This window comes from Paenibacillus sp. P3E (assembly GCF_001909045.1).
Classification (GTDB): Bacteria; Bacillota; Bacilli; order Paenibacillales; family Paenibacillaceae; genus Paenibacillus_AQ; species Paenibacillus_AQ helianthi.
In genome coordinates, this window is the sequence record NZ_LVWH01000163.1 from 1 (window position 1) to 25,830 (window position 25,830).

Annotated in this window: 25 protein-coding genes; 5 read left to right on the forward strand and 20 right to left on the reverse strand. The window is 48.4% G+C overall.

The window, feature by feature from the left end:
- Window positions 1–70: 70 nt before the first annotated feature.
- Window positions 71–1,570, forward strand: a complete 1,500-nt coding sequence (locus A3842_RS14430) for a glycoside hydrolase family 43 protein (protein WP_074101856.1) — start codon at window positions 71–73, stop codon at window positions 1,568–1,570.
- Window positions 1,571–1,640: 70 nt separating this feature from the next.
- Here A3842_RS14430 and A3842_RS14435 read toward each other — a convergent pair whose 3' ends face one another.
- A complete protein-coding gene (locus A3842_RS14435; RefSeq protein ID WP_074101857.1) occupies window positions 1,641–1,949 on the reverse strand; it encodes a hypothetical protein in 309 nt (102 codons plus the stop codon).
- A gap of 122 nt (window positions 1,950–2,071) precedes the next feature.
- Here A3842_RS14435 and A3842_RS32035 point away from each other — a divergent pair, with 122 nt between their 5' ends.
- Complete coding sequence (locus A3842_RS32035; protein WP_143186283.1) at window positions 2,072–2,350, forward strand: hypothetical protein; 279 nt, start codon at window positions 2,072–2,074, stop codon at window positions 2,348–2,350.
- A gap of 35 nt (window positions 2,351–2,385) precedes the next feature.
- Here the strand turns inward: A3842_RS32035 and A3842_RS14440 are convergent, their stop codons facing one another.
- From A3842_RS14440 to A3842_RS14455, 4 genes are all read right to left on the reverse strand, one after another.
- On the reverse strand, window positions 2,386–3,129 hold the full coding sequence (locus tag A3842_RS14440; protein WP_074084405.1) for an amino acid ABC transporter ATP-binding protein: 744 nt from the start codon (window positions 3,127–3,129) through the stop codon (window positions 2,386–2,388).
- Window positions 3,130–3,144: 15 nt separating this feature from the next.
- The gene (locus A3842_RS14445; RefSeq protein ID WP_074084406.1) at window positions 3,145–3,804 is read right to left on the reverse strand and encodes an amino acid ABC transporter permease; all 660 of its coding nucleotides are present in this window, start codon (window positions 3,802–3,804) and stop codon (window positions 3,145–3,147) included.
- A gap of 30 nt (window positions 3,805–3,834) precedes the next feature.
- The gene (locus A3842_RS14450; RefSeq protein ID WP_074101858.1) at window positions 3,835–4,605 is read right to left on the reverse strand and encodes an amino acid ABC transporter substrate-binding protein; all 771 of its coding nucleotides are present in this window, start codon (window positions 4,603–4,605) and stop codon (window positions 3,835–3,837) included.
- 296 nt (window positions 4,606–4,901) lie between these two features.
- Window positions 4,902–5,777, reverse strand: coding sequence for a LysR family transcriptional regulator (locus A3842_RS14455; protein WP_074101859.1), 876 nt, complete (start codon window positions 5,775–5,777; stop codon window positions 4,902–4,904).
- Between the two features lie 115 nt (window positions 5,778–5,892).
- Here A3842_RS14455 and A3842_RS14460 point away from each other — a divergent pair, with 115 nt between their 5' ends.
- On the forward strand, window positions 5,893–7,275 hold the full coding sequence (locus tag A3842_RS14460; RefSeq protein ID WP_074101860.1) for an MFS transporter: 1,383 nt from the start codon (window positions 5,893–5,895) through the stop codon (window positions 7,273–7,275).
- A gap of 31 nt (window positions 7,276–7,306) precedes the next feature.
- On the opposite strand, the gene A3842_RS14465 is transcribed toward A3842_RS14460, so the two are convergent.
- The 3 genes from A3842_RS14465 to A3842_RS14475 form a co-directional block, all read right to left on the reverse strand.
- The gene (locus A3842_RS14465) at window positions 7,307–7,663 is read right to left on the reverse strand and encodes an MmcQ/YjbR family DNA-binding protein (RefSeq protein WP_074101906.1); all 357 of its coding nucleotides are present in this window, start codon (window positions 7,661–7,663) and stop codon (window positions 7,307–7,309) included.
- A gap of 126 nt (window positions 7,664–7,789) precedes the next feature.
- Window positions 7,790–8,788: a histidinol phosphate phosphatase domain-containing protein gene (locus A3842_RS14470; RefSeq protein ID WP_074101861.1), complete on the reverse strand. Its 999-nt coding sequence runs from the start codon at window positions 8,786–8,788 to the stop codon at window positions 7,790–7,792.
- A gap of 37 nt (window positions 8,789–8,825) precedes the next feature.
- Window positions 8,826–9,725: a metallophosphoesterase family protein gene (locus tag A3842_RS14475; RefSeq protein ID WP_074101862.1), complete on the reverse strand. Its 900-nt coding sequence runs from the start codon at window positions 9,723–9,725 to the stop codon at window positions 8,826–8,828.
- A 319-nt stretch (window positions 9,726–10,044) separates the two neighbouring features.
- On the opposite strand from A3842_RS14475, the gene A3842_RS14480 reads away from it, so the two are divergent.
- Window positions 10,045–10,758, forward strand: a complete 714-nt coding sequence (locus A3842_RS14480; RefSeq protein WP_074101863.1) for a YwiC-like family protein — start codon at window positions 10,045–10,047, stop codon at window positions 10,756–10,758.
- Between the two features lie 73 nt (window positions 10,759–10,831).
- On the opposite strand, the gene ilvB is transcribed toward A3842_RS14480, so the two are convergent.
- The 11 genes from ilvB to A3842_RS14535 form a co-directional block, all read right to left on the reverse strand.
- Window positions 10,832–12,508, reverse strand: a complete 1,677-nt coding sequence (gene ilvB, locus A3842_RS14485; protein ID WP_074101864.1) for a biosynthetic-type acetolactate synthase large subunit — start codon at window positions 12,506–12,508, stop codon at window positions 10,832–10,834.
- A gap of 56 nt (window positions 12,509–12,564) precedes the next feature.
- Window positions 12,565–13,581 (reverse strand): GTP 3',8-cyclase MoaA, encoded by a 1,017-nt coding sequence (gene moaA, locus A3842_RS14490; protein WP_074101865.1) that lies wholly within the window; start codon window positions 13,579–13,581, stop codon window positions 12,565–12,567.
- Window positions 13,582–13,613: 32 nt separating this feature from the next.
- Complete coding sequence (locus A3842_RS14495; protein ID WP_074101907.1) at window positions 13,614–15,104, reverse strand: nitrate/nitrite transporter; 1,491 nt, start codon at window positions 15,102–15,104, stop codon at window positions 13,614–13,616.
- A 181-nt stretch (window positions 15,105–15,285) separates the two neighbouring features.
- Window positions 15,286–15,816, reverse strand: a complete 531-nt coding sequence (locus A3842_RS14500) for a hemerythrin domain-containing protein (RefSeq protein ID WP_074101866.1) — start codon at window positions 15,814–15,816, stop codon at window positions 15,286–15,288.
- Between the two features lie 20 nt (window positions 15,817–15,836).
- Entirely contained in the window at window positions 15,837–16,484 is a 648-nt protein-coding gene (locus tag A3842_RS14505; protein WP_074101867.1) for a response regulator, read from the reverse strand.
- Window positions 16,485–16,491: 7 nt separating this feature from the next.
- On the reverse strand, window positions 16,492–17,544 hold the full coding sequence (locus tag A3842_RS14510; protein WP_371916003.1) for a sensor histidine kinase: 1,053 nt from the start codon (window positions 17,542–17,544) through the stop codon (window positions 16,492–16,494).
- A gap of 14 nt (window positions 17,545–17,558) precedes the next feature.
- On the reverse strand, window positions 17,559–18,017 hold the full coding sequence (locus tag A3842_RS14515; RefSeq protein WP_074101869.1) for a GAF domain-containing protein: 459 nt from the start codon (window positions 18,015–18,017) through the stop codon (window positions 17,559–17,561).
- A gap of 49 nt (window positions 18,018–18,066) precedes the next feature.
- The gene (gene narI, locus A3842_RS14520) at window positions 18,067–18,753 is read right to left on the reverse strand and encodes a respiratory nitrate reductase subunit gamma (protein ID WP_074101870.1); all 687 of its coding nucleotides are present in this window, start codon (window positions 18,751–18,753) and stop codon (window positions 18,067–18,069) included.
- Complete coding sequence (gene narJ, locus A3842_RS14525) at window positions 18,750–19,316, reverse strand: nitrate reductase molybdenum cofactor assembly chaperone (protein ID WP_074101871.1); 567 nt, start codon at window positions 19,314–19,316, stop codon at window positions 18,750–18,752. Before narJ ends, narI begins: the two co-directional genes overlap by 4 nt.
- Window positions 19,309–20,892 carry a nitrate reductase subunit beta gene (gene narH / locus A3842_RS14530; RefSeq protein ID WP_074101872.1) on the reverse strand — a complete coding sequence of 528 codons (1,584 nt, stop codon included), beginning with the start codon at window positions 20,890–20,892 and terminating at the stop codon, window positions 19,309–19,311. The genes narJ and narH overlap by 8 nt, the downstream gene beginning before the upstream one ends.
- A complete protein-coding gene (locus tag A3842_RS14535) occupies window positions 20,882–24,556 on the reverse strand; it encodes a nitrate reductase subunit alpha (RefSeq protein WP_074101873.1) in 3,675 nt (1,224 codons plus the stop codon). Before A3842_RS14535 ends, narH begins: the two co-directional genes overlap by 11 nt.
- Before the next feature lie 317 nt (window positions 24,557–24,873).
- Between A3842_RS14535 and A3842_RS14540 the strand changes: the two genes are divergently transcribed.
- A complete protein-coding gene (locus tag A3842_RS14540) occupies window positions 24,874–25,299 on the forward strand; it encodes a hemerythrin domain-containing protein (protein WP_074101874.1) in 426 nt (141 codons plus the stop codon).
- A 3-nt stretch (window positions 25,300–25,302) separates the two neighbouring features.
- On the opposite strand, the gene A3842_RS14545 is transcribed toward A3842_RS14540, so the two are convergent.
- Complete coding sequence (locus tag A3842_RS14545) at window positions 25,303–25,773, reverse strand: RrF2 family transcriptional regulator (RefSeq protein ID WP_074101875.1); 471 nt, start codon at window positions 25,771–25,773, stop codon at window positions 25,303–25,305.
- Between the last annotated feature and the right edge of the window lie 57 nt (window positions 25,774–25,830).

Genomic DNA, 25,830 nt, shown 5'->3' on the forward strand with positions numbered 1-25,830 from the left:
GTGTGTAATTTTCTTAGCAGCAAGGCAAGCTGAATTCGTACATATATGAATTTATAATGAGGAGGATATAATGAAATACAATAATCCGGTCATCAAAGGGTTTTACCCTGACCCCAGCGTATGCAAAGTGGAAAATACCTATTATCTGGTATGCAGTTCCTTTCAATATTTCCCCGGTGTTCCGATTTTTAAGAGCCAAGACCTGATAAATTGGACCCCCATCGGACATTGCTTAACCCGGAAAAGCCAGGTTCAGCTGGATAGTGTAAGCAGCTCCGGGGGTGTCTTTGCGCCAACCCTGCGTTACCATCAAGGCCGATTCTACATGACGACCACAAATGATACTACACGTCAGAACTTTTATGTCTGGACCGATGATATTTATGGCGAATGGTCTGAACCTATCAATGTTGATCAAGGGGGAATCGATCCGGATTTATATTTTGAAGACGGAAAAACGTATTTCATGAGCAATGGTACAGATGATGATGGAGCTGCCGGTATTGTCCAGTGTGAAATTGATATTGAATCCGGCCGCAAGCTGTCTCCAAGCCGTTCAGTCTGGCAAGGTACAGGGGGACGCTATCTGGAAAGCCCTCATCTATACAAAATAAATGGACGGTATTATCTGATGGCAGCTGAAGGCGGAACCGAATACGGCCATATGGTCACTTATGCGCGGGGAGATTCACCTTCCGGCCCGTTTGAGGCCTATAAGAATAACCCTGTTTTGACCAATCGGAATTTAGGCGGTTACGAGCTTCAAGGCGTTGGCCACGGTGATCTGATCCAAGACCACGAAGGGAATTGGTGGCTGTTGCATCTGGGGTTCCGTCAGACGGGTCAGTATCTTACTTATCACCACTTGGGACGTGAAGTATTCCTGACCCCGGTTACTTTTGGCGAGGATGGATGGTTTACGGCAGGTCATAAGGGTACCACTCTATTAAGTTTCGAGACCGATCGTATCGCGGGTACCATCCATCAACAGGAGAAACAGCTCTTCACGTTCGAGAACACCGATTGGGCTCTGGACTGGTGTTATCTCCGACATCCGGTTGCAGAGCATTATATGTTGGAATCCGATAAAGCGAAGCTTAAAGGTACCGGTGTTACACTGGATGTTCCGGCATCTCCTACATTTATAGGCATTCGTCAAAAAGACTTCAACGCGGTTATTTCATGCGATATCAGCCTTACCGATGGCGAAGCCGGCATAACGGTCTATATGGACGAAAACCACCATTATGATCTGGCACTGCGCGGACATCAAGATGGATACGAGGTCATTGAACGACTGAATATCGGTGATATTAAATCCATTGAAAGAGCTATAGATATGGACCAAAATAATCAGGCTACATTGGTTATCAAGTCTACTCCTACTCATTATCACTTCTACGCTCAAGTCAATGGGACAGAAACCCAACTTGGAGCTGCGCAAACCAGATACCTTTCCTCAGAAGTAGCAGGAGGATTTACAGGTGTACTTATCGGCTTGTATGCAGTTGGAGAAAAACCTGATTCCCACGCTGTTTTCACACGATTTAGCTGTGAGTATTTTAAATGAAATAAACAAAAAGGCATCCGCCATGAGAGCGGATGCTTTGCTTACAATAGGAATTACTCGCTTCTCCAGTTCACCCTTCCACCACATCTGCTCGCAGATCCGTAGCCACTTCAATCATTTTGGGAACAATAGCTTCGTTTGAAATCGCTACATACAAATCTCCCATATACAGCCGGAAAGGAATCTCCATATCCCCAAGTTTCCACATAAAAAAATCACCATCGATGGACATGATACTATCTGCTCCTTGAATGGTAAGAACCTGCGAGTACGAAAAGTCAGGTGAGGATGCAAAATATTGTTTGCACTCTTCCAAAGAGATGCTTTGCTCCGCATTGTTATCTTGCATGGATCGGGTTATACGAAAACGCTGATTCATTAATCTGCCTCCTCTTCTACAAAGCCATATTTTCTCACTTTCTAAGCCCACTGTCAAAACCATGCTTGTCCACGCTTGTCAGAAAGTCAATCGAAGCACCTCCTTCATCTCATCAATCCAGAATGTCGCAAATCGCTTTCAGTTCAATAGTTACCGAAATGCATACGGTGCATAACGCCGAAGTCGATCAATCCAATGTTCAACATAGGCTGGCTTCCTCCTACACCATTCATTACGCACCGTTCCAGGCTGTCCCGCCCCGCAAATTTCCGGGGAGAAGGCTGGACTTGGAAAAGGTTCCTGCAGCAGCTTGGAGTAACGCTGTCATCGCGGATCGTCTGGGGATAAGCGAGGATTATAAGCTGAAATCTCGGTCTCCGATAGACAAAAAAAGCACATAGCATCAGCTATGCACTTTCTTAAATTCCACTTACGTTTAATCCCGATATAAAAATGTCCGGGTCCGCTCCAGCTGCGGGTTGCCGAAGATTTCCTCCGGTGTGCCCGATTCAGCGATTTCCCCGTTGTCCATAAAGAATACACGGTCTGCCACATCTCGGGCAAAGTTCATCTCATGTGTGACGATGATCATCGTCATGTTCTCCTCCGCAAGCTGGCGGATGACACGCAGCACCTCGCCGGTCAGTTCGGGATCAAGCGCCGACGTCGGCTCGTCAAACAGCAGAATGTCCGGGTTGAGCATAAGTGCTCTGGCGATAGCCACCCGCTGCTTCTGCCCGCCTGACAGCATGGAGGGGTATACCTCTGCTTTGTCAGCAAGACCAACCTTGGAGAGCAGTTCCCGGCTTTTAGCGGTTATATCCTGAGTGTTCTCCCGTTTCAGCGTTCTCGGCGCAAGTTCCAGGTTACCCCGTACAGTGAGGTGAGGGAAAAGATTAAAGTGCTGAAACACCATGCCCATAGCTGCGGTAATCCCCCTAATGTCCGCACCACTAGCGTATTTACCGTTCTCCACGAGCGGCTTACCTTGAATAAAGATGCTCCCGCCGGTAACCTCTTCCAGATGCACAAGACTGCGGAGCATGGTGCTTTTTCCGGAGCCGGAAGGCCCGATCACCGCCACTACTTCTCCGGGTTTAACGTCAAAGGTAATCTTTTTCAGCACATCGAGGCTGCCGAAAGATTTCTGCAATTGTTTTACTTCAATCATACTACTCATAGCCAAACAGCCCTTCTACTCATATTTGAAACGTTTCTCCAGACCCTTGAAGAACAGCGTAAGCACCAGTGTCATCAGCAAATAAATTACGCCCGCTACTACAAATGGGGTCACTGTAAAATCGCGGTTCACCGCAGTTTTTGCAAAATTCAACAGCTCCGGTACGGCTACTGCATATAGCAAGGCAGTATCCTTGATCAGGGTAATCGACTCGTTGGCTACCGCCGGCAGTGCCACCCGGAACATTTGGGCGAGAATCACCTTGCGCAGGGTCTGCCATTTGCTGAGTCCGAGCACCTTAGCCGCCTCATGTTGTCCCTTGTCAATCGACAGCATCCCGCCACGGAAAATCTCGGCAAAATACGCACCATAATTGAGGATAAACCCAAGGCTGGCTGCGACGAAACGGTCCATGACCAGATACTGCCCAATCACGGGAATCTGCGGCAGGCCGAAGCAGAAGAACAGCAGCTGCAGCAACAGTGGTGTTCCGCGCATGACGTAGATATAAGTGTGTGCGATCCAGGCCAGCGGCTTAAGGGCACTTTTGGCCATTAGAGTAACAATCATTCCGAGTGGAATGGACAGCAGGATCACAATCAGGAACAGTAAGACGGTCGTCCGCGCTCCCTCCAGCATCGGCCCGGAAATCTTAATAATATAGTCAATATTCATGTCTTTCACCCGACTCCTAAAGGAAACAATCTATTTAAGTACTTTATTTTCTCCAAACCACTTCGTTGAGATTTTAGCAGCCGTTCCGTCACTGTTCAATTCATCTAGAGCCTTCTGCAGCTCAGTCAGCAGTGCTTCATTGCCTTTCTTAATGCCGATGCCGTATTGCTCAGGAGCAAGGGATTCATCCAGCAGCTTGTAAGTGTCCGGTTCCTTGGACATATAATATCTTGCCACCACTTCATCAATGACCACGCCATCCAGGCGTCCCGACTTCAGGTCCGTCAGGGCAAGCACATTATCCGTGAACTCGGAAACACCAGAAAGCTTGGCCTTGATAGGGCTGGCCTCCAGGGCATCCGCAGCCGACGAAAGGCTCTGCAGTCCGACTTCTTTTCCGGCCAGATCATCCAGCTTCGACAGCGTTGAATTCGCCAGTACGACTACAACCTGGCTGTTCTCCAGATAAGGCTTGGTAAATAAGACCTTCTCCTTACGCTCGTCTGTTATGGTGTACCCGTTCCAAATCATATCAATGCGTCCACTGTTCAGCTCCGATTCCTTGGCTGACCAGTCTATTGGCTGGAAGGTAACCTCTTTGCCCATTTTCTCAGCTGCCGCTTTCGCATAATCAATATCAAAACCGACAATTTCATTGTTATCATCTCTGAAGCCCATCGGTGCAAACTTATCATCTATACCGATCACCAGCTTGCCATCCTTACTGCCTGAACTGGAGCAGCCCGCTATCACAGTAATAGCCATTACAACTAATAATACCAATATTCCTCTTCTCTTCATCTCACAAATCCCCCTAGTAGATAACACATTGGATCATGTGCTTTAGTTCGTTAACACGTTATCAGTTTATCATGATAACATATCATATGAGCTGAGTCGATAGAGAAGAGAAACACTTCTGTGTCAATATAAATCCGCAACCCACTGCTCCGGATATCCGGATGCTGCTAGTGATGAATATGGTTTCCCACAATTTAGGAAGGCTCATATTGACATAGAGAGAAGCAGAGAAGCCCCCCGGCTATGCCTGGAGGGCTTCTCTGCTATTCTTTAGTTATTAATGAACCTGCTGGAATTCAACACATCGACCGGAAATATTCCACAACCACCTCACGGAATTCCAGAGCAGCCTGCGAAATGTAGCGGCTTTTGTGCCATAATAAAGCGATTTCTCTTACCATTTCGTGATCCTCCACTTGAATATAGTGGATGTCTTCCCGTGAGTTCCGTGCACTGTTTGGCATGAAGGCTATACCGATTTCCGCTTCCACAAGAGCACTTAACCTTGCAGGTTCATCTCCCTCATATACATATTGGGGTACAAATCCAGCAGATTCGCAAACCGCGTCAACTCTATCGCGAGTCCCGTAGCCTCTCTTTACACCGACAAACCACTCATCCCTTAGTTCTATCAAAGATACCTTTTTTCGATTTGCTAGGTGATGCCCCTTAGGTACAGCGACAACGATCGGGTCCATGTATACAATTTGACATTCAATATCATCCCCTTGTACCGGAGGTGAAGACAAGCATACATCTACCGCTCCACTAAGAAGAAGTGCGACCATTTCCTGCGTGGCAAGCATTTGAACATGAAAGTGAACAGAAGGCCTCTTTTTCCGAAACTCCCGAAGGATATTGGGCAGCATGCTTGCGGCGGTCACCGCCAGTTCCAGGGTCCTATGTTCCAGGTTGGCCAGATCCTTAATCTCCTGCTTGCCCTGTTCCAATTCAAACAAAGCCCGTTCTGCACGGCAGAGAAATCTGCTTCCGAACTCATTCAACCGCAGTCTTCTTCCGGTCCGGTCAAATAAGGGAGCCCCCAAATCGTCCTCCAGACGGGCAATCGTTTTGCTCAGAGAGGATTGAGTAACGTGCAGACTTCGTGCAGCTTCAGTAACATGCTCCAATCGAGCTACGGTTATAAAATATTGCAATTGAAGAAGTTCCATCTCTCAGCCTCCATTCATTCCCTTGGGTCAATGAAATCATAACATGAAATGCGTTGGAGTAAATACATCATGTCAAGTAAGATAGGTTTAAAACAATACGGGGAGGAACTCACAAATGAATTCACGTAGCTGGTGGTTAATGATTTCCGTGGGATTGGGTATTCTCTTGAATCCACTTAACTCTTCGATGGTTTCGGTTGCGATTCCACGGCTGCAACAGGTGTTTCAGCTCGATTTCACACAGGTTTCTTGGGTTATTTTTTCTTTTTACATAGCGAGTGCTGTTGCACAACCTGTCATGGGAAAAGCCAGTGATTTATTCGGCCGCAGAAAAATATTCCTTACCGGGTTATGTGTTGCCTTCGCTGCCTCATTCTTAGCTCCACTGTCGCCTAGCTTTGGGTGGCTTATCGTGTTCCGTATCGTGCAATCCATTGGAACAAGTATGATGGTTGCCGTTGGAATGGCCATTGTGCGAGTTCATATCACAGAGAAGCAAGCGACGGCATTATCTGTTTTATCCATATTCCTATCTGGAGCAGCAGCTATTGGCCCCTTTATTGGCGGGGTAATCATTCATTGGTGGGATTGGCATGCTATCTTTTTCGTCAATATTCCGTTTGTGGCGGTGAGCTTTCTTATGGCCTGGAGGACAATTCCTAAGGACGATCCGCGAGCAGCCATCGCAAGCAACATATCTTTTCGGAATTGGGCACAGATGATTGATGTAACAGGTATCCTGCTTTTCACAACAGGTCTGGTTGCACTACTCGTTGGATTACTGTCGGCAAAATCATCCGGGCATATCTCATGGTTAACGGTTACTGTCGGACTGATTGGCCTCATATTCATTTGGGCTTTCGTCCGGCACGAGCTGCAAACGACCTCACCTTTTATTCCCTTACGTACATTTGCACACTATCCTGCAATGACTTGGGTCAATATTGAATTCATGCTTGTCAATGTATTGTATTATTCGGTATTTTTCGGGCTTCCTTCCTATTTGCAAATGGTACGTCATGTCAGTGAATTCCAAACAGGGATTCTGATGTTAACCTTAGGATTGTGCTCACTAGTGGTTTCTCCGCTGGCAGGACGTTGGATCGATCAATCGGGGGCAGGTCCGGCACTCTTGGTGTCCGCCATATTAATGACGTTGGGGTCCGTTTGGATCGTGTCATTGAATCAACATTCACCAGTGATCAGTGTGTGTGTGGCTTTAGCTGTTTTCGGAATAAGTAATGGGCTTAATAATGTCGGTATGCAAGCAGCCCTGTTCAAAAGCTCACCGAAAGAAATAATCGGAGTAGCGTCCGGTTTGTTCAATACATCCAGATACCTTGGAACGATTCTCTCCTCATTGTTGATAGGGATTGTAATGGGCGGAAAGTTCAGCTTCGGGGGATTCCGGGTGCTTGGGCTGATCCTCACGGGCGTTGCCTTGTCCTTGGTTGTCATGAGCCTGCGTCGCCGGAGGTCAGGGCAAATGCAAGAGTAGGATACACTTATACGATATTAAGCCCTTAACATTAATTCTCCAGTATGGAGTTTTGGAGGCTTTTGGGGAGGGTTTTAACCACTAAAAGATAAGAGTGGTCGATCATAGCAAATAGATCAGGCTCGGGCACGGAACCATCGAGGGCTATTGAATTCCAGTGTTTTTTGTTCATATGGTAACCTGGACGAACGTTTTCATACTGCTCTCTTAGATTATCCGCAATTACAGGATCACATTTCAGGTTGATAATGGTGTGCTTCTCAATATTCTCAAAAATCAGAGCGAACATTTTGTCTTTAATTTTAATCACCAAGGGTTCAGGTCCGAAGGGGTACTCCTGGGTTGCCCCTTTTTTCTGCAAACAGTATTCTATTATATTCGTTTTCATTGTGCTCTTCATCTGAACAACTCTCCTCTACCGAACTTGTGTATTCTATTATAACCGATCCAAAAAACATACCCAACTATAACAAAACGAGCCTTTCTTCAAGAAGAAAGACTCGCCATGTATTCGTTATTCCAGCCCGTGCCGGCTTCTTTGCCGGTTGTGGAAGGTTACAATGTCCCGTATCCCCGCCTGCTTCAGAAGTTCGAGCTGCTGATCCGTATAGCCGCCAAGATCTTCAGGAAAATGAGCATCGGTGGAGGTCGTGAAAAGCACGCCTTTGGCCGCCAATACCGCCAGGAAAGCCGGGCTCGGGCACATTTCCTGAATTGGATAACGGTACACCATACCTGCGTTAATCTCTGTGGCTGTATCATGTGCAATCAGCAGATCCGCAATTCGCTCATACGATGACAGCAACCGTTGCTCGTCGGGGCGATAGTTGAAGGCTTTGAGGTTATCCAGGTGGGCAACCATATCGAACAAGCGTGAAGTGATCGCATTACCGACGATTTCGAAGAACCGGGCGTACAGTGCTTCCAGATCGAATTGTTCAAAATACGTTTGTGTCGCTGGATTGTCAAAGCCCCAGCCATCTACAAAGTGCACTGAGCCGATAACATAGTCATACGGCTGTTCCGCCAATATACGGCTTAGCTCCAGTTCGCAGCCCGGAAAATAGTCCGCTTCGATACCGAGCCGCAGCTCAATACCCTCGTGCCGCCATTTCTCCTTGTGGAGCTGAATGCATCGTACAAAATCGTCCGAATCTGCCATGCATACTTGGTCCAGCCATTCCCGCTGTAAACGGCCTATCCAGGTATCATCCAGGACCATATGCTTTTCATAATAGGCTTTATATTTCGTGAACCGGTACAGATGATCAACGATGCCGACAGTATGAAGGCCTCTCTTCTTGGCTTGCTCCAGATACAGGTCCAGCCACTCTGTAGTGAAAGCTCCGCCCGCGATGCGCCGTTCCAATAGACGAAAGCTCTCCTGCATCCAAGACAGCGTATGTATCTGCTCACTGCTGCCTTTCATAGCCGCCAGACTCTCGAGCGTACGTTGCAGCCACCTTGGGGAATAGGGTCCTTCTTCCAGATGGAGATGAAAATCTACCTTCATTTCGTATACCCTCCTGTTGTCTCTATCCATGCTTAGGCTACATTACACTGCCATCCTCCAGCCTGATCCAAGTCTCGAAACGCCGCTCCCCTTCCAGGAGTTGTATGACCCGTGCGCCGCGTTGCAGTGTCCCGTAAGTGTTGTGCCCGGTCACCCGGCCATAGGCCAGCGTTATCCCGTGCAGTACGCCTATGTAATCATTGTCATGATCGTGCCCGGCGAAGGCTGCCATCACATCCCCCGCTTCCAGCATCGCTGCGAACCAGCCGCTATTCACTTTGGAGCAGCAGACCATTTCACCTTTTCTCCCGGCTACACGCCCCGACTGCCACACCTCATTGTATTCGGGAATAGGAATATGCATAAAAGCCAGAGCAGGCAGTATTCCGCCGTTTCTCTCACGAATCTTAGCAGATTCCCGGGAATACCATTCGACTTGATTGGGATGAATCCAGGCATACCCTCCGATCGCAGCAGGCGCATATTCACCCGAATCCACGAAATACAGTACCGCCGACTCCCTGTCTCCAGCATGGCTATAGAGAGGTAGCGCATAATTTCCAGTACCGTGTATCTCTTCCGGTCCCGCTTCAGCTACACATAACTCATATTCCGTCAAAATCGCCTGGAGCTCTGCCCGTGTAACCCCCTTCTCCGTATCGTGGTTGCCATAGATCACGGCAAACGGCGTCCCGGCCTGTACCGCTACCTCAATAACCCGCCGGAAGGTGGCCTTAGGGTCCACTGTATCAACGCTGTAAATCAGGTCACCACTGAACACAACCAGATCCGGCTGCTCGGTTTCCAGAATGCGCTGCATAAGCGCCAGTGTCCGGGCATCGCGCTCCGGCTCGATTCCATCCTGGAGATGGATATCGGTAAACTGCACCATTTTAAAAGTTCCATCCGTGTGAAAGGTAAGATGTCGGTTATTCATATTAAGCCTCCTGAAATCCGGGTGATCACTCCTGTGATCCCAAGTTGTTCTTTTGTGCTTTTTCGTTGTTTCGTGTGGCTTTTATTTTAAAATAGCACTATTTGACAAGCAGATGCAAGTATTATTTTTTGCATGACGGTAGTTATAGGTGTGAAAGACCTTTTGCGGCGATACTGGAAATCCTGTTTGCAAGTGCTTATCGTGATGAGTTAGCGAAATCAGCAGTGTGTGCTTGGAATCACTAAATAGTGCCTTGAAGGGTCGTATATTTATAGAGCCGGGGAAATACAGCATCTAATGATATAGGAGGTATGTAATATTGAAAAAGTATATTCCTAATCAACATGGGGCATGGGCTATGCTGATTCTCCCTTTTTTGTTAGGGATGGCAGCCTCACGGGCGCTATTCCTCCATATACCTTTGTTCATTTGCTGGCTGCTGATTTATTTATTCATCTTCCAGCTGCTGCAAGGAGTTCGAACGAGACGGTTTGACAGGATTCTCAAGCCGCTCCAAGTGTATGGCCTGTTGCTCCTCCCTTTTATCATTTATCTGGTTGTTGCCGAGCCTCGTCTTCTCTGGTTTGCACTACTGGCACTCCCTCTTTTCGCTGTAAATCTGTACTATGCCAGAACCAAAAACGAACGGGCGCTGCTCAACGATATCTCAGGTATTCTGCTGTTCTGCCTGATGCTGTTTCCTGTATTTTATATTGGCGGCGGGACAAACTGGGAAACGGCTGCCGAATTATTTATTCTAGCATTCCTATATTTCGCAGGTACTGCCTTGTATGTAAAAACAATTATTCGTGAGAAAAATAATCCGCAGTATTATTACGCATCGGTCATATATCACTGTCTATTCCTGCTTACGGGAATATTGATATTCCCTTCCTTAGTCTTCCCCCTGTTGATTCTGCTGGCACGCGCAGCGGGCCTTCCAAGAACCAAGATTACAGCCAAACGGACCGGAATGCTGGAAATTGTCTTTTCAGTCATGCTGTACATATCAGTGATTGTCTTATATTTCTAACCATAGATATCTCCAGGGAAGCAAAGAAGCGGATTCCGATTGCCGGAACCCGCTTCTTTATATTGTGATGCCGCTACTCTTCGATCATGTCGTGATTCCCGGCCCCCGGGGGAACGATGGGATATACATTAGATTCTTCGGTAATATCAAATTCCATGATTACTACACCCTTGGTGTGAAAAGCTTCTTCAATCATGTGCTCTGCTTCTTCCAAGCTCTGTGCCCGAAAGCCGTGAGCGCCAAAAGATTTGGCTAGTGCAACAAAGTCTGGTGAACTGATGTGCACTGCAGAGTACCTTCGCCCAAGAAACAGCTGCTGCCACTGTCTAACCATCCCCAGATATCCATTCTTGAGAATGGCAACCTTCAGGTTAATCTCCAGATCCACAGCGGTCATAATCTCCTGCATATTCATCTGGAAGCTTCCATCCCCTGTGATACAGATGACATCGCGACTGGGGTAAGCCACTGCGGCACCGATGGCTGCGGGTAATCCATAACCCATTGTTCCAAGTCCCCCGGAGGTTAGAAAAGAGCGCGGTTCGGTAAAGTTGTAATTTCTGGCTGTCCAGATTTGATGCTGGCCTACATCGGTTGAAATGATGGCATTGCCGTCTGTAGCTGCATCAATACATTTTATTACATCCTGCGGAGTCAGTTTCGCTTCTGGTTGTGGGGAAGATTTAGAAGAGCGCTTTATCCACTGCTGAATTTGTTTCTCCCAGGGGGAGTGGTCACTTCTATGTATTTCTTCCATCAATCCGGCAAGCATTTCTGAAATGAGTCCTGTTATGGATAGGTCCACATTGATGTTCTTATTCAGTTCAGAAGAATCAATATCAACTTGTATTTTAAAAGAGCCGGGTGAGAATGACTTGCGGTTGCCTGTAACGCGGTCACTGAAGCGGACTCCAAGACATAATACCAAATCGGCTGCCTGCAATGCTCGATTAGCCGCTACAGTTCCGTGCATGCCCACCATACCTAAATGCTGGGGATGGTCGGAAGGCAAGGCGCCCAATCCCATTAAGGTGCTCGCAACCGGAAGGCGAAACCGCTCCACAAACTGTTTCAACCATGCGGGCGTATCCCCCGGCATACAGCCACCGCCTACAAGGACTAAAGGACGTTCAGCTTGATTGAATTGCTCTGCCGCAAGTTCAAGGCTGCGGGCAGGGATTTGTAAATAGGGCTGATAGCCGCGGATATGTAAGGGTGGCGGAGACATTTCATTGTACAGCTTGTCCGCAACTATGGCTGTCATTATATTCTTCGGCAGATCGATCAATACAGGACCGGGACGGCCTGACGTGGCCAAATAGAAGGCTTCATTTACAATCCGGTGAAGATCGCCAACTTCCCTAACCATGTAATTATGTTTAGTAACCGGCATCGTCATTCCGTAAATATCGACTTCCTGGAAGCTGTCCAGACCGATTAATTCGGTAGCCACCTGACCAGTAAGGATAACCAACGGAATAGAATCCATAAACGCTGTTGCGATTCCGGTAATGGCGTTGGTTGCGCCTGGCCCGCTGGTGACGAGGGCAAGCCCTGGACGCCCCGTAGCCCTTGCGTAACCATCTGCGGCATGAACAGCCGCCTGCTCATGTCTTACCAATACATGCTGTATGGCTTTACAATCAAACAGTGCATCGTACAGAGGAAGGACGGCTCCGCCGGGATATCCAAAAATGGTTTCGACGTTCTTGTCAATCAATAGCTGAATCAGCAGTTCTGCTCCGTTCATGGGTGACCATCGACTCCTACTTTATATAGTCATACAATTATGTGTGTCCCAACCCGTCAGCCACCTATATAAGACATACTTATCTTGTTCCTGCTGGCTGCACTTTGTTCCTGACGCTCATCGGAATACCGGTCTCCGCGAAGCTCCCAAATGTCCTTAATTACGCTCATCAGCATACTGTTGTCAGCACCGTTGCGAAGTAATGTCCGCAGATCGGTACCCTTGGATGCAAACAGACAAGTATAGAATTTACCGTCAGAAGATAGCCTTGCCCGTGTACAAGAGGAGCAAAAAGATTCAGATACCGAAGTGATAAATCCGATCTCTGTCTGACAGTCCTTGTAGCGGTAACGCTGAGCAACTTCCCCCTGGCTCGCCAGCCCCAAAGCCTCAAGCTCATAAACACTTTGAAGGCTTTCGAGAATATCCTTTTTGGTTACAACTTTTGCGAGGCTCCAGCCATTGTCATTGCCCACATCCATAAATTCAATGAAGCGCAGCGTTATGTTGCGTTCCTTGAAATAGACAGCCATCGGCAGGATCTCCGATTCATTAACGCCTTTTTGAACCACCATGTTGATTTTGATCTCAAAGCCAAGGTCGCGGGCTTGATCGATATTTCTCAGGATTAAAGAAGGTTTCGTCCCTCTTCCGTTCATCTTTCCGAAAATCTCCGGATTCAGCGCATCCAGGCTTATGTTCAAACGCCGCAATCCTGCACTGTATAACCCTTTAGCCTGCTGCCCAAGGAAGACACCGTTAGTGGTCAATCCAATGTCCTCTATTCCATCTATAGACCGAATTTCGGATATAAGCTCGTGAAGATTACTCCGCAGCAACGGCTCTCCCCCGGTCAAGCGAATTTTGACAACCCCCAAGGATACAAAAAGCCTACTCAAACGAAGGATCTCCTCAAAAGACAGCAGCTCGCGGGCAGGCATGAAGGTGTAATTGTCACCGAATACTTCCTTAGGCATGCAGTAGGTACAGCGAAAATTACAACGGTCAGTTACCGAAATTCTCAAATCCCGGATAGGACGTCTTAGTTGATCGGTGATTGGTGTCGTTGTCATACGCCCTCCTTTTATCACTTGTGACCTCCCGCTTATTTCTGCGTAATATCGCTGAATGTACCGACATAACGAATATCTGCACCGGTCTCATCCTTGACAGCACTGATATTCAGCAGCTGGAGATACTCTTCACCATTCTTCCTTCTGTTCCAAATCTCACCCTGCCAAACTCCCTTTGCCCGGATTTCACCCCACATGTTACGGTAAAAATCTTGTGGTTGCCTTCCTGACTTCAGCACATTTGGCAATTTGCCGAGTACCTCTGCTTCCGTAAAACCGGTAAGCCTCGTAAATGCAGGGTTAACGCTCTTGATAACACCCGAAGCATCTGTAACAAGAATTCCCTGTGCTGTAGATTTGAACACTTCAGAAGTAAGCGCCAGGCGATCGTTGTAATACAGCCAAATGACAAGAACAAGACTCGCCAGAGCCACTTGTGAAAGCAGCATGAACCCGATCGAATATTGGCCTGTGATGGAAAAGATAACGGAGAGCATGATCGGCGGGAAGAATCCGCCCAGCCCTCCCATCATCGAGACAATCCCGTTGGCAATCCCCGCCTGCTTATTGAAATAGAGCGGGACTAATTTGAATATGACCCCATTGCCAATCCCGGCACTGAAGGCAATAGCCAGGCATCCAACCGTGTACAATCCAATAGAGGGCAGAAATGCTAACAGGATTGCTGCAACCGTATAAATACTGAAGGTGCCGATGAGCAGAAATAATGGCTGGAATTTGTCTGCCAACCAGCCGCCAACCGGCCGGAAGAACGTGGCAACGGCAATAAACCCTGCTGTGCGCATGCCTGCATCCACCTTTTCCAGTCCAAAATTGGATACCAGAAAGTTAGGCAGATAAATGGTAAATGCGACAAACGATCCGAACGTAATGAAATAGAAGAGCGAGAACAACCAGAGCTTCTCGTTGGCAGCTACCCCTTTGATCTGTTCAATAATGGGTGTTCTAACCTTAGGCTCATGGCGGTCACCGAAGAAGAAATTCAGTGCAATAAATACCAGCAGAAGGATCAGATACAGCTTCACAGCAGTAGCCCAGCCATAATGGGCAGCTACGATTGGAGCAGTGAATGTAGTAAGGGCCGTACCCAAATTCCCAACCCCGTAGATCCCGTTCACAAACCCGTGCTTTTCTTTTGGGAAATACTTGGGCAGTGAGGTGACCCCTACGGAAAAAACGGCGCCGCCGATCCCTAAAAACAATCCGCCAACAATCAAGTCTATATATGTGGTGGCATTGCTAATATAGAAGACGGGAAACAGCAGCAGGATAAAGCTGACCATAAAAATGATACGCGCCCCGAGAATATTGGCATAATAGCCGAGAGGAATACGCAGGATCGAGCCTAGGACTACGGGAATCGCCGTAACCATAGCCAGTTTTCCGGATGGAATAGATATATCCTCGGAAATAAAGGGCATTAGGGATGAAATAATTACCCATACCATAAAGCCTACGATCAAATTCAGGGTTTGTAACGGCAATTGCAATTTTTTAATCATTCCACTCACCTTTTCCGCCATTTTTATCTGCTGCGTGTATGAACTCACTTCCTGTCCTTATTGTATCTGCCGTGACTCTGCCACTGATATAGGGGAGTCCCCTGTCCCTGAGAGGGTATTCCCTGAAAATAAAAAAACAGCTCCACCATCCCAATGGGGACAGTGAAGCCGTATGCAGATTTCATGTAATGAGCGTATTCATTCTAGAGAAAAGCCGTTTATGATCCGGCTCGCTCAGCTGAGTTTCAGCCATTGGAAAAATGACCGCTTCTTCTTTGACCAAATGAACGGTTAATATTTCAAAAGCCTCTCCGGCATCCTTCACGGCGGATATCATCTTTGCCAGCGGCACCAGTTCCAAATCGCCTGCCGTATGGTGAAGGAAATGACCCAAATATCCATCGATCTCCACATGCTCTTCCTGAATACCAACCAGCGGCCCTTGTTCAAAACCTATGTAGCTTCCGAGCAGCGGGAAAAAATGTTCTTCTTCTTTTTGTGTATGCTTGGCAAGCGGAATCTGAAACTCCATAATGAGCCTCCGCAGCTCCCTGATCCTGTGCCTGGCTTCCTCCTCGCCCGGGAGGTCGTCTTGTTCAAAAGAAAGAACAATCGTATGCCATTCTTGCATCAGAAAGGACAAATAGCGGTGCTCGTTCTCTAGAATGCGCATAGCGGGAGAAGTAGCGGACAAACCGGCGGAATTTGGCATAGATATCCTCCAATCCGTGCTTAGAAATCCAGCAGCTTTTTTTTCAAGGCATATTCGACCAGCTCGGGCCGGCTCTTCAGGTGTAATTTTTCCATGATCTTTGATTTATGGGCTTCAACTGTCTTCACGGAGATAAACAGCCTTTCAGCGATCTCTTTATTTCCGTAGCCTTTGGCGATCAGCGGCAAAATCTCCAGCTCCCGCTTGGACAGCAATTCAAACGGGTCTTCTGAAGCGGCTGTTTTGTCCTTTTTAATAAATTCACGGACCAGGGAGGTAGCCAATTTGGGGTGAATATAGGTTCCTCCCTGATGGATGGTGCGAATAGCCAGTAAAAGCTCCTCATCCGGCGCACTTTTCAGCACATAACCTGACGCTCCGTTCTTCAGGACATGGAACAGATATTCTTCATCATCATGCATGGTCAGAATCAATATTTTTGTATCGGGGTAGTCCTCCTTGATTTTGCCTGTAGCAATTAGTCCGCTCTCCCCGGGAGGCATGCTAAGATCCATGATCAGGATATCCGGCCTGCATTTTGCTACCAACGCATAGGCTTCAATCCCGTCGGCAGCAGCACCAATGACTTCGATGTCATCCTGGAAATTCAGAATCATGGAAAAACCGCTGCGCACAATGGCATGGTCGTCTGCGATAACGATCTTCATCCGGTGATCATTCCTTTCCACTACCATCTCCGACAGGAACTTGAATGAAAATCGAGGTTCCCATTCCCGTCTCCGTCCTTACGCTGAAGCTGCCTCCTACTAATTCTGCCCGCTCCTGCATGCCGTATAATCCCAGTCCGGTGCCAGTCGGCTCATCCCCTGGACTAAATCCGATACCTTCATCTTCGATCGTGAGCTTCAGCATTCCGTCCTGCTCGGTAAGTTTGACTCGGACCAAGTCTACCTGTGCATACTTAAGAGCATTGAGCACAGCTTCCTGACAGACCCGGTACATCACCGTTTCTATTTCACTGTCATAGCGGTTCTCTGAGAGATCGGATTCAAACTCTATGATGAGCCCATAGATTTGCTCCAGCCGTTTAAAGTGGGAACGAAAGGCTGCTTCGAGTCCGAAATCATCGAGAGCAGCCGGGCGAAGCTCCACGGAGAGATTGCGGATATCGTTCAAGAGCCGCGTCATGGATACTTCAGTCTGCTTAACCTTCTTAAGAATGTTGTCATCTGCGGTCATATACTTAAGAACCCTCAAATCCACTACGGCGCTCATAAGTTCCTGTGCTACGCTGTCATGCAGCTCACGGGAAATCCGTTTGCGCTCATTCTCTTGGGCTTCAATCACATGCTTCATCATTTTATTCTGATAAAATTTCTCCTGGGTCTTGAATTGTCTGGTTAGATCCCGGAGCATTAACACCCGGATTCCATTCTCAGAATCTATGGTATGAAAACTTGCCGCGTAGGGGACTATCCCTTTATATTTTGTCTCAAGGTAGACCTGGTAAGAGGTGAAATCCTCAGATTCCGGCGTATGAAAAAAGCAGTTGAGACAGGTGCGGAGCTCCTGGTCACTGGTATACCCCCTGCATGCACTACAGAGGGCAAGGGAATTCCCTTGCTCCAGCTGGTTCAGAAAGCCACTGTCCACAATACTGGAGGCCGCCGGATTCATAGCCAGTGTCTTCCCTTCCCTGTCAAAAAAGAAGATAGCCTCCCTGCTATTCTCGAACAGCTTCAGCATCAGAATATTTAGTGAATCCATCCCGGTTGGCAGCATCAACTCAGCAACAATTCCTTCCCGTTCAAGTCTCCAATACCCTTACGTGCTGTATTCTCCAGGTCCCTCAGCATCATTTCATTCACCTGCTGAATTCCCCGGAAACCGCCGAGAAGGACACCCGCTACGCGGGCATCATTCCAAAGCGGCACTGCCCCGATGCTTTGCAGATCCTCAGATTTAACTATCGGATAATTAAACAGCATTTCTTGCTGTACCTGTTCCTTTACTGAAGAGAGTAAAAACGACTTTCCGGTCTTGAATACTATACCCGCCACCCCTCTTCCCGACTGAAGAACAATCCGTTTATACCGGGAATTCAGATTGCCTGAGGCGTATTTCCATCGAATGACATAGTCATAATCTGCAGGGTCGGCAAGTGCCAATGACATGAAGTCATACCCTAGTGCTTCACGGATTTGATCCAGCTCCAGCTGATAATCGACCTTGTTTTCCATCGTTTTCTCTCCTATTTGAACAGGGAAAGAAGTGCTCACTTACTTTCCTTTAATTTGATTTATGTCTTCTGTATAGAATATAACTTCTGCCTACATAATTCAACGGAACACTCCATACATGAACAAGCCGGGTAAAGGGCCAAAATGCGAAGATGGCAAAACCCGATAAGACGTGAATTTTAAAAGAAAGCGGCACAGTTGTCATTAACGAAGGATCGGGTCTGAACATGAACAAGCCGCGGAACCATACGGAAATGGTCTCCCGGTAATCAAATTGAGGCTGTACGGCATTGGTAACAAGGGTGGAGTACATGCCCATAAATACAATGAACAAGAGCAGAGAATTTACAATCAAATCAGATGCGCTGCTAAGCCGCCGGACATTCTTGAGCGTAAACCGGCGCGAGGTAAGAATCAGCATCCCGGCAAGGGTGGCTATTCCAAAAATCCCACCGATATATACAGCCCCAATGTGATACGTGTGTTCACTTACACCCACAGCCTCCATCCATGATTTTGGAACAACTAGGCCGCCGATATGCCCGAATATAACCGGAATTATTCCAAGATGAAAGAGAATACTCCCATATTTCAACTGTTTCTTCTCGATGAACTCACTGGATTTGGCCGTCCAATTGAACTGGTCTCTCCGGTAACGGTAAATATGCCCGACAATAAAAATAACTAAGCAAATGTATGGAATTATGACCCATAAGAATTGATCGAACATATTCATTGACTGAAAGCCTCCTGTTCGATGCAAGCTTTGAGTGTTTCCCGAAGGCCCTTCACCAGATGAAAATACGGGCTTTCATTTTTGTCCAGCGCCTGGAGCAAGTGGTACGTTCCATCCTCAAGAACCGCAATCAGCATCCGGAAATTCTCGGGTGCCCGGGGATCATTACGCCATTCAGCTGCATATAGAAATTCACACATGAGCGGCAAATAATCCGGCAGCTCCCCTTCCGGCATTTCAAGACCGTACATTTCATACAGCATTTTCAGTTTCGCCAGGATTTGACCGCGCTCCTTGGCATCCTCAAACTTAAAATAGGTCATATAAAGTGCACAGTCCCGCTGAAAATCAAATGTTGCAGCATACCGTTCCTGGATTTCATCCAAACTGTAGCACTGCATGAGCGACCCATACCTTTGCACATGATTGTAAGCCGGATGCCCCACTTCGAACGCTTCATCCTGAAAAGACTGTTGAAAATCCTGCTTTTCCGGATACATCAGCTGCAGGGCATAGTACCCGAAAGAAGGCTTGAATGTATACAGCTTCGTTAAGTCAATCACGCCAAATCCCTCCGTAGAAGTTCTCTTCGTAGATTTCCTTCGCAGTCTTCGACTCCGAACCGGCAGTATGTGACGGACCACAGCCATCACATCCCGACCCTGATGACCCGAAGGAACCCATATCTCCCATCCGGTTACCGTAACCTGCTGAGCCTTGGGCACGGTAAGGATTCATGGTTTGTTCCTTATGCGAAGTCGGAATCACGAAGCGGTCCTCATATTTGGCAATAGCCAAAAGACGGTACATCTGTTCCGTCTGCTGTGCGGTCAGGCCTACACTCTCAAGACGGCTCGGATCGAAGGGTAGATTGGCTGACTTGGCACGCATATAGGAGCGCATCATAGCCATCCGCTGCAGAGCTTCTTTTACAGTCTGCGTGTCACCAGCAGTCAGCATATTGGCCAAATACTGAATCGGTGTCCGCATTTCCTCGATCGCCGGAAAGATCATGTCCGGATTCTTCAGAGAATCCTTCCCTTCAAAGTAGTTCATAATCGGGCTGAGCGGAGGTACATACCATACCATCGGCAGGGTCCGGTATTCCGGGTGCAGCGGGAACGCGAGCTTGTGCTCAATGGCGAGCTTGTAGACCGGCGAATTCTGGGAGGCTTCCAGCCAATCTTCTGAGATCCCGTCTTTTCTGGCCTGGGCAATGACTTCAGGATCATGAGGATTCATAAACAAATCACATTGAGCTTTGTACAGATCTTTCTCATCCGGTGTCGAAGCAGCCTCCAGCACTTTGTCTGCGTCGTAGAGCAGTACGCCAAGATAGCGGATACGTCCGGTACAGGTCTCTGAGCATACTGTTGGCAGGCCGGCCTCCACACGCGGGAAGCAAAAGGTGCATTTTTCCGCTTTGTTGGTTTGCCAGTTGAAATATACTTTTTTATAAGGGCAGCCTGTCATGCAATATCTCCAGCCCCGGCAGGCCTCCTGATCCACCAGAACAATGCCGTCCTCCTCCCGTTTATACATCGCACCCGATGGACAAGAGGCGACACAGCTGGGGTTGAGGCAATGTTCACAGAGGCGCGGCAGATAGATCATAAACGACTGTTCAAAGTTGAATTTGATCTCCTCTTCGATCTTCTGGATGTTCGGATCAAGAGGTCCGGTCACGTGGGCGCCGGCCAGATCATCCTCCCAGTTCGGCCCCCACTCCAGGTCCATCTTCTCGCCTGTTACTGCTGAATGGGCGCGCGCCACAGGGGAATGCTTTTGTTCCCCCGCTTCCGTCAGATGCTCATAATTGTAAGTCCAGGGTTCATAATAATCCTTCATTTCCGGCATGTCCGGGTTATAAAATATCTTTCCGAGCGCAATCTTGGACAACTTGTTGCCCGATTTCAGCTCAAGCTTGCCTTTACGGAGCTGCCAGCCCCCCTTGTAGAGTTCCTGGTCTTCCCAGCGTTTCGGATATCCGATGCCCGGCTTCGTCTCCACGTTGTTAAACCACATATATTCCGCACCTTTGCGGTTTGTCCAGGTCGTTTTGCAGGTCACGCTGCAGGTATGACAGCCGATGCACTTATCCAGATTCATCACCATTGCCACTTGCGCTTTAATCTTCAAGCCAGTTAACCTCCTTCATTTTTCGCACCGCTACGTATACATCACGCTGGTTGCCGATTGGACCATAGTAGTTGAAACCATAGCTGAGCTGTGCGTAACCCCCAACCATCTGGGTGGGCTTAAGATGAATTCGGGTGGGAGCATTATGACTGCCGCCACGCGTATCTGTGATCTCGGAGCCGGGAACTTGAATATGCTTGTCTTGCGCGTGATACATGAACATGGTGCCTCTAGGCATCCGGTGGCTGACTACGGCACGGGCAGTGACTACGCCGTTCCGGTTATAGACCTCCAGCCAATCATTATCGGCTATACCGTGCTGATCGGCGTCCTCGTTATTGATCCACACCGTTGGCCCCCCGCGGAACAGGGTCAGCATATGCTGGTTGTCCTGGTAGGTCGAGTGAATATTCCACTTGCCGTGCGGCGTTAAGTACCGGAGGACAAGCGCATCCTGCCCGCCCTTCACTTCTTTATCGCGTGGTCCAAATACCATAGGAGGCAAAGTCGGTTTATAGATTGGCAGCGCTTCTCCAAACTGCTGGAAGATCTCGTGGTCAATGTAGAAATGCTGTCTGCCTGTCAATGTCCGGAACGGGACAAGACGTTCAATATTGGTGGTGAACGGCGAATATCGGCGCCCTTGCTTGTTAGAGCCGCTGAATACCGGTGTAGGAATCACTTCCCGTGGCTGTGCAGTGATGCTATGGAAAGTAATTTTTTCTGCAGCCCGGTCGGCTGAGATATCCCTTAACACTACGCCGGAATCCTTCTCCGCTTGTGCGTAGGCTTTCTGGGACACCCGGCCATTGGTTGCGGATGACAGATGAAGAATCGTGTCCGCTACCTGGCGTGCGGTTTGAATTTTGGGCAAGCCGTCTTTGATCGAATCATCATAAAAAACTCCGTTCAGACGCTTCAGCTCTTCATATTCCTCAGCCACGGAGAAGCTGATGCCATGTGCGCCTGCTTTGCCGGTGATCAGATTAGGTCCGAGTGAAATGTATTTATCATGGATCTTGGTATAATCCCGTTCCACAATACTCAGATTCGGCATTGTTTTACCAGGAATAGCTTCCACTTCACCCTTGGCCCAATCTTTGACCAAACCCATCGGCTGTGATATCTCACTGATGGAATCATGAGCAAGCGGTGTGGCAACCAGATCCTTATAGACACCCGGCAGCTCTGATTTCGCCATTTCCGAGAAAACTTCCGAGAGCTGGCGGTATATATCCCAATCCGAACGGGATTCCCACAGCGGATTGACCGCAGGATTAAACGGATGAACAAATGGATGCATATCCGTAGATGATAAATCCGTCTTCTCATACCAGGTTGCTGCCGGAAGAACGATATCTGCATACAGCGGCGTTGTCGTCATCCGGAAATCCAGCGCGACCATTAGATCCAGCTTGCCTTCTACATCCTCCCGCCAGACGATTTCTTCAGGCTTCTGCTCTTCATTCGGCCGGGCAAGCAGGCCATCCGATGCGCCGAGCAGATGCTTCATGAAGTATTCCTGTCCTTTCGCGGAGCTGGATATCAGATTCGAGCGCCAAATAAACAAGGTTCGCGGGAAGTTCTCCGGTGCGCCCGGATCTTCCACGGCAAAACGGGTCGTCCGTGATTTGATCTCCTCCAGCGTATGATTGATAATCTCAGCGTTGGATTTCTTCCCCTGCTGAGCAGCTTCTTCCGCGAACAAGAGACTATTTTTATTAAACTGCGGGAAGGATGGCAGCCAGCCCAGCCTTGCCGCAAGTACATTGTAATCAGCGGGGTGCTGGTAGGCTACCTCTCCTGCTGTCGGTGACTTGAGCGAATCGGTACCACTCTCTTCGTAACGCCATTGTTCTGTCGCAAAATAGAAGAACGACGTAGCATTCTGCTGCCGGGATATGCCCTGCCAATCCTTCGCGAAGGCGATGGTAGACCATCCCTCGATCGGGCGGCATTTTTCTTGACCGACATAATGCGCCCAGCCGCCGCCATTTACTCCTTGGGACGCCGTAAGGACCACAAGGTTCAATATGGAGCGGTAGATGGTGTCGCTATTGAACCAGTGATTAATCCCGGCACCCATGATGATCATGGAGCGTCCGCCGGTATCGATGGCGTTCTGGGCAAATTCTCGGGCAATCTGGACCACGACACTGGATTTCACACCTGTAATGTTCTCCTGCCATGCAGGGGTATAGTGCGAAGCGCTATCGTCATAATCCTTGGCGCTGTGAAGACTCTCTATCCTGCTGATCCCGTATTGACTCATCATCAGATCATACACGGTTGCGCCGTACCGTTCCGTTCCGTCAGCAAGCCGTATTTTTATTGCCGGAATCATCCGACTGAATGTACCATTCCCCGCTTGATCGAAGTAAGGGAATACAATTTCTACCCACTGCTCGGCATGACCATCGACAGATAACGCAGGGTCAATCGTCGTTCCGTCCTCCCGTTCGAGAATCAGATTCCATTTCTTATCCGTCTCCCAGCGCTGCCCCATCGTACCGTTAGGCACAATCAGCTCCCCGGAACCCGAATCATAGATTACAGGTTTCCAGTCTGCATGTGGAGAAGAATCACCGAGATCGCTGGCACGCAGGAAACGGCCGCCCTTTAAGGATTGCTCATGAGGGTCCAGGAGGATGATGAAGGGCATGTCCGTAAACTGCTTGGCATAATCCATGAACATAGGTTCTTTACGTTCATTATAGAATTCCTTCAAAATCACATGAGTCATTGCCTGTGCCAATGCAGCATCGGTACCTGGATTAGGTGCGAGCCAGTTATCAGCAAATTTGACGTTCTCCGCCAAATCCGGTGCTACGGATACCACTTTGGTTCCTTTATACCGGACCTCGGTCATGAAGTGAGCATCTGGTGTCCGGGTTAACGGTACATTCGAGCCCCACATGATCAAATAGCCGGCATTATACCAATCTGAGGATTCAGGTACATCCGTCTGCTCGCCCCAAATTTGCGGTGAAGCCGGAGGCAGATCAGCATACCAGTCGTAAAAGCTGAGCATTTGTCCGCCAATGAGCGAGATGAACCGCGCACCCGAAGCATAGCTGACCATCGACATCGCCGGAATCGGAGTAAAACCGGCAATCCGGTCAGGCCCATATTTTCGTATGGTATAGATTAGCTGTGCCGATATCAGACGAAGCGCATCGTCCCATGCAACCCGGATATGACCGCCTTTCCCCCGGGCTTTTTTATAGAGATCCGCTTTCTCCGGGTCTTCCACGATACTTGCCCAAGCATCCACGGGGTTGTCATGCTCCTGAAGTGCTGCCTTCCACAGCCGCCACAGTTTCCCTCTCATATAGGGGTATTTCACCCGAAGCGGACTATATTCATACCAGGAAAAGGTTGCGCCTCTGGGGCAGCCCCGGGGTTCGAACTCCGGCATATCAGGTCCGCAGGACGGATAGTCAATCTGTTGATTCTCCCAGGTAATAATGCCGTTCTTCACGAAAACCTTCCAGCTGCAGGAGCCCGTACAGTTCACTCCATGCGTGGTGCGGACCACTTTATCATGGGACCAGCGCTGGCGGTACATATCTTCCCAATCCCTATTCTTTTCCTCCAGAATGGACCACTTCCCGGAATAGCTTTCAACAGGCTTAAAAAAGTTCAAGCCGAATTTTTTCTTCATCGCTTACAAACACTCCTTTGCAGAATGAAGGACATGGAAGAGTCCGACTCACTATTCATTCGAATACCTCCATTATGGAGGCCCCCGGCCGGAGTTCCCATTAGGGAATGTCCTATAGTCCCGCGGGAAATCCCTTGATTCCGCAAAAAGTCAAAAGCCCTCCTTTGGAGTAGGAGAGCTTTGATAAGGTTATGGGAATGTATGCTATACCAACTGTAGTTAGGGAATTCCCTCTTTTTATAAAGGGGATGTCCTAACCGGAAATTTCACAGCGGTCTTCTATGTTATACTGAGAAAAAAATGGGGGAGGATATACAATGGTAGGACCTTCATTACGCCAATTACACGCCCATCATGCCATACATCAAGGCGGACTGTCCGGTGCAATAGCTAAAACTGAAGAAGTCGAGAACCTGCTTGAGGCACGGGAATTCGAAGTTGCGCGTCAAGCAGCCGATCACCTCGTAGAATATTGGGAAACGAGGATACTGAGTCATGCCGAAGCAGAGGAAGAGGGATTCTACCCGGAGATGGCAATGAATAATCCCGGTTTGCAGCATGCAGTAACCAAGCTGACACGTGATCATGAGCTGCTCCGGATGATCATTGCAGATATCAAATCCATGCTTGACGAAGATGGACTCACACCGGAGGTGCTTCAGCAGTTTCATGCTCTTATCGTAGTGAATGCCATTCACAGCAGGGATGAGGAAAGGCTGCTGCTGGAGGAGCCCTCTCAATAAATGCTATTCGTACCGGATTCCATGTGGGTTATGTTCAACTTCTTTATGAAAGATTGCCTGAAGATCATGCTTGTTCAGCAGCAAATCTGCAAGCGTATATTCACTAAGCACCTGTAAATAGGCAGCCAGTGCTCTGCCGAGCACACCTTTTAATCCGCACACCGGGGTAATCGGGCAGCTGTTGCCGGCAGGGTTAAAGCATTCCACAAGGTGAAAATCGTCCTCCATCCGGCGCACAACTTCACCGATGTTTATCAGTTCTGGCCGTTTGGCCAGGCGTATTCCCCCTCCTCGGCCTCTTACCGCTTCGATATATCCTGCTTGTCCGAGCTCATGGGACACCTTCATTAAGTGATTCTTGGATATATGATAAGCGTCAGAGATGTCTTGGATGGTCGAAAGCTCGCTTTGCTCTTTAGCCACGAGATACATGAGGATACGCAATGAAAAATCAGTGTACATGGTAAGCCGCATTGATTCCGCCGTCCTTTAAATGAAGTATGTGATCTTTGTTGCAAATGATACCACAAA